General features: G+C 67.5%; 4 protein-coding genes and 2 pseudogenes. 5 read left to right on the top strand and 1 reads right to left on the bottom strand.

The window, feature by feature from the left end; translation table 11 throughout:
• Positions 1 to 380 precede the first annotated feature (380 nt).
• Together AB0O00_RS31230 and AB0O00_RS31225 are read left to right on the top strand one after the other, a co-directional pair.
• Positions 381 to 674, top strand: a complete 294-nt coding sequence (locus AB0O00_RS31230; RefSeq protein ID WP_363657475.1) for a hypothetical protein — start codon at positions 381 to 383, stop codon at positions 672 to 674.
• Positions 675 to 1,104: 430 nt separating this feature from the next.
• Positions 1,105 to 1,584, top strand: a complete 480-nt coding sequence (locus AB0O00_RS31225) for a hypothetical protein (RefSeq protein WP_363657473.1) — start codon at positions 1,105 to 1,107, stop codon at positions 1,582 to 1,584.
• A 105-nt stretch (positions 1,585 to 1,689) separates the two neighbouring features.
• Here the strand turns inward: AB0O00_RS31225 and AB0O00_RS31220 are convergent.
• Positions 1,690 to 1,830 (bottom strand): annotated as a pseudogene (locus AB0O00_RS31220) (ATP-binding protein); the annotation flags it as partial.
• Between the two features lie 148 nt (positions 1,831 to 1,978).
• Between AB0O00_RS31220 and AB0O00_RS31215 the strand changes: the two are divergent.
• From AB0O00_RS31215 to AB0O00_RS31205, 3 genes and pseudogenes are all read left to right on the top strand, one after another.
• Positions 1,979 to 3,043, top strand: a complete 1,065-nt coding sequence (locus AB0O00_RS31215; RefSeq protein WP_363657471.1) for a tyrosine-type recombinase/integrase — start codon at positions 1,979 to 1,981, stop codon at positions 3,041 to 3,043.
• Positions 3,040 to 3,354 carry a helix-turn-helix transcriptional regulator gene (locus AB0O00_RS31210; RefSeq protein WP_363657469.1) on the top strand — a complete coding sequence of 105 codons (315 nt, stop codon included), beginning with the start codon at positions 3,040 to 3,042 and terminating at the stop codon, positions 3,352 to 3,354. Before AB0O00_RS31215 ends, AB0O00_RS31210 begins: the two co-directional genes overlap by 4 nt.
• A gap of 128 nt (positions 3,355 to 3,482) precedes the next feature.
• Positions 3,483 to 4,145 (top strand): annotated as a pseudogene (locus AB0O00_RS31205) (hypothetical protein); the annotation flags it as partial.

Below are 4,145 nucleotides of genomic sequence, written 5' to 3'. Positions count from 1 at the left end.
CGGCTCGCGCGACAGCGCGCGCAGGCCGGACAGGCGCGGCACACCGCCAAGTCCCCCTTCCTGCTTCACCGGACCCGGCCGACCGCACCCGTCGCCGATCACCGTGCCGCGTCGGCGCCGGAGCGGCAAACGCTCTCCCGGCAGAGCCCGTACGGGGCGTGTGGCGAGTCCAATCCTGCCAGGCCCGCGGGTGGTTGCGGTAGGACACAGACCACCCGGGTTTCACCTTGCGGGCCCCGGCCACCCGGCCGCAGACTCGTCGGCATCCACCCCCACCCGGCCACGTACCGGCCCCCCTCCACGGGAGCCGGCACGCACCTCGTGCTGCGCCGGTAACGGAGGCGGGCCAAAAAACAGGCACACAAGGAGGATTGACGCACATGCACATGCACACGGACGTGGACCGGGACCTGATACTCAGGGCACGAATGCGACTCATAAGCCACGACACACGGATACTGCACGCCCCCGCCGGACTCGACGTCCACCGACCGCTGTTCACAGTCAACCCCCACGTCTACGCCACCCGCCTCGCAAACGCCCTCGAAGAATCCAGCCACTCACCACAACTCACCCACCTACCCAAACAACGCCAGGCCCTCCTCCACGAAGCACTCACAACACTCACCACCACCCCACCCCACCACCCCCACCACACAAAGATCCACGCCTGATTTTGTCGGGTCATATGAGAGCCACTGCTTCGGTGTGAACGGGAGCCGGGTGTAGACCGTCGTGGCGGTGGTGTACTCGCCCTGTATGGGTGCTCTTCGGTGAGTTCGGGGGCCACTTCGGCGGGAATGGGAGCCACTGATCGGGTGACCGGGCGGGTCTGGGCGGAGTGTCCGAAAAGACCGGGTCGGCGTCGTCGATAACGTGTGGTCGCGGGCCCGGGTTGCCTCCCTGACAAGTCGTGGCCAGGGCCCGCCCCACACGAAGCGAGAGCACTGCGACAGCATGCCGTGATCGAGCCCGTTGGGTTCCTCGGAGTGCCTGACGCACTGGTCCAGCTGGCTGTCGCGTGGCGTACCCGGCCGTCCCCCCGTCTTCAGCACCGCTGTAGCGTTGTCCGCAGACGATCAGGGGGGTTCAGTGACGAGGTCCTTGCACTTCAGCTGGGAACTGAGCGGCTCCGGCTGGGCGACGTGCAGGATCTGGGACGGCTCGACGAAGCACCGGGACATCGTCAGCTACTGCACAAACGCGCTCGCCGACTTGTTGAAAGGCGTGTCGGGCCTCTACGGCCCCCATGGCATCCAGCGGTTCTCGTTCGACCTTGAACCGGCAGAGGCACGGTGGATTCTTCGTCGCCGAAACAGTGACGTGCACATCACGATCCGTCGCTTCCCGGACATGTTGACGAGCTTCGAGACACCGGACGGGAAGGGCACCCTCGTGTGGACGTCCACACGTCCTCGCACCTCCCTGGCGCATGCGGTCCTGATGGCTGCCGAGAAGGTGCGGCGAACCCACGGCGAGGACGGCTACCTCCAGAAGTGGCAGCTGCACGCCTTCCCCACCACCGAACTGGAAACCCTTCGACACCTGCACCTGGCAGCGGATGACTGCGCTCTCCAGCACTGAACCAACGGCGCCTCACGGCGCAAACAAAAGCTGAGCCAGAACCGCTTCTTATGCTCAGAGCCAGCCATCGGTGGGAGTCAGTCCTTCGTGCTGCCTGGCGGGTTGTCAGCTCTGAGTGGTGAAGAGGGATTCCTGAGTGGCCTGGTAGCGGTAGGACTCGGTGCCGGTCTGGATCAGCGTGCAGCGGAAGGTGATCCGGTCGGCGATGGCCGCGCAGAGGCGGGCATCACCGAAGGTCTTGTCCCACTCATCTGGGGCTGGCACTTGTTCCCTCACACGAGTTGCCGCTGCCACCAGGCCGTTTCCTGTTCCTGCGGTCCTCGTTGGTTCTCGCGGCAGAGACCTGGTTTTCAAGGTGCTGCCTTGACCGTTCAGGCGCGAGGAAGGTGTACCGGTGACCGAGGTGAGACTGCACGTCATCGCGGGCGGGGGCGTCCCGCAGGGACCGCTGGCCACGGACCCGTGGCAGTTCGAGACGGCGTGCGTGGACGCGTTCGTCGCCTCGTGGCGGGCCCGCGGATTCAGTCCGGTGACGATCGACAACGACATCGGCCTGCTGGAGCGGACGCTCGCCGCACTGGGGCGGCCGGCGTGGGAGGTGACCCCGGAGGACATTGACCGCGTCGTCGGTGACCTCGCGATGAAGGGCCGGGCAACCTCGACCCGCCGCGAGTATGTCCAGATCTTCAAGGGCTTCCACCGGTTCTTGCAGGCCCGGAAGGCGGCCGAGATCGAGGCCGCGTTCGGGGTCCGACTGATCTGCCCCGTCGACGATTTCAACGCATCCCGGCATGTTGGTGATGACTCCCCGGCCCTGGCGCCGCCGCCGACCCCGGAGCGGGTGGACGAGTTCTTCGACTTCATGAAGCAGCGGATCGCGACCGCCAGGAAGTACGGACCCGCCGCGAGGGACTATGCACTGTTCCGAACGCTGTATCACGCCGGGCTCCGCTCGGAGGAGGCCTCACTGCTGGAGAAACCGGACCTGCATTTCACCCGCGGCCCGTTCGGCAAGCTCCACGTCCGCTTCGGCAAGGGCGCCCACACCTCCGGACCGCGGCCGCGTTGGGTGCCCATGCTCGACGGCCTGGACCTGGTGCTGCGCTGGTTTCTGGAGGACGTCCGTGGGAGGTTTCCCGACTCGCCGGTGCTGTTCGCGGACGAGTCCGGCGGGCCGCTGCATCGCGGGACCATCCGCAACCGGCTCCGCTATCTCATGGAACTCGAAGGGCGCCCGCCTGCAGAGCGGTTCAGCCCTCATGCCCTGCGGCGGGCCTGCGCGACCCACAACTACGAACGCGGCGTCGACCTGGTGGCGATCCAGCAAATGCTCGGTCACTGGACGGTCAGCTCGACCATGCGCTATGTCCGACCGTCCGCAACGTTCATCGAGGACGCCTACCAGCGAGCCGTCGCCAGCACCCTGGCCGAGCTGACCGAGAAGGGCACCACGGCATGAAGATCCGATGGCGACTACGGATGGCCGCCGCCCAGCGCGAGGTCTGGACCGGCACCGAGTTGCGGCGGCTGCTGGCCGAGAAGGCCGGCCTGGAACTGTCCTCCGCCTCGGTGTCCGCACTGTTCACCAAGGAGCCCTCGCAGGTCAAGATGACCACCCTGGCCGCGCTGTGCACCGCGCTCGAGTGCACCCCCAACGACCTGATCGAGATCGACACCACCCCCGTCGAGCGGCCCATCGCGCCGCCCCGGCCCGTCGCCGAGCTGCCGAAGGCAGCCTCCGGACGTGGCCGGTCAATGCCGCCCCTGTGACCGGCGGAGAGCTCGATGGGCAAGAAGCAACGCGACTGCGTCACCTGTGGCGCCCCGATCGGCCTTCGTGATCGCCAGCACTGCTGCCGATGCCAGCGGAGAATGAACGATCAGGCTACGAAGGAAAGTTGTCCATCCTGCGGGAAGAGCCGCCTGCTCCGACAAGAGACTGGCCGGTGCATCATCTGCTCGCGTGTCTGCGAACAGTGGGCCATCCGGTCCGCGCGGCCGGCAACCGTCTGTGCCGGGACTGCCGCCGCAATACCGAGCGGCTGGAGGCCCAGCGGCCGTGTCCGCGTTGCGCCAAACCGGGCTACCTGCGCGAGGCGACCGGCTGGTGCGGGCCCTGCTCTCACCCGGGATCACCCAAGAAGCCGCCGAGCGTCTGCCGCGAGTGCGGCGAGCTTCGGCGGCATGCCGGCCTGGGACTGTGCTCTCCCTGCTGGCAGAAGCACCCGGGACGCCCCTTCATCCGCGGCGAACACCTCCGCGACCAGATCGCGAACCCTCCCATATGGCTGGAGGCCTTCGTCGCGCATGTCGCCGCCCGCTTCTGCGTGTCCCGGGCTTGCGGACTCATCACCGATCTTGGCCGCCTCCTCCAGGACGAGCACTCCAACTCGCCCCAGGCCCTGCTGGAACGGTCCCGCCTCCCCGGACGATCGATGGGCCCTTTCGCCCGCGCTCTCGAGGACTTCTTCACCCAGCACGGCCTGGCCCTGCCCACCGATCAGGCCGAACGGCTCGCCGCCGGGCGGCGCAAGCGCCGCGTCGAGGCCGTCCCCGAACCC

It is taken from the genome of Kitasatospora sp. NPDC093558 (assembly GCF_040683475.1).
Lineage (GTDB): Bacteria > Actinomycetota > Actinomycetes > Streptomycetales > Streptomycetaceae > Kitasatospora.
Note: the sequence above shows the minus strand (reverse complement) of the source record. Positions and strands in the feature narration are given on the sequence as shown.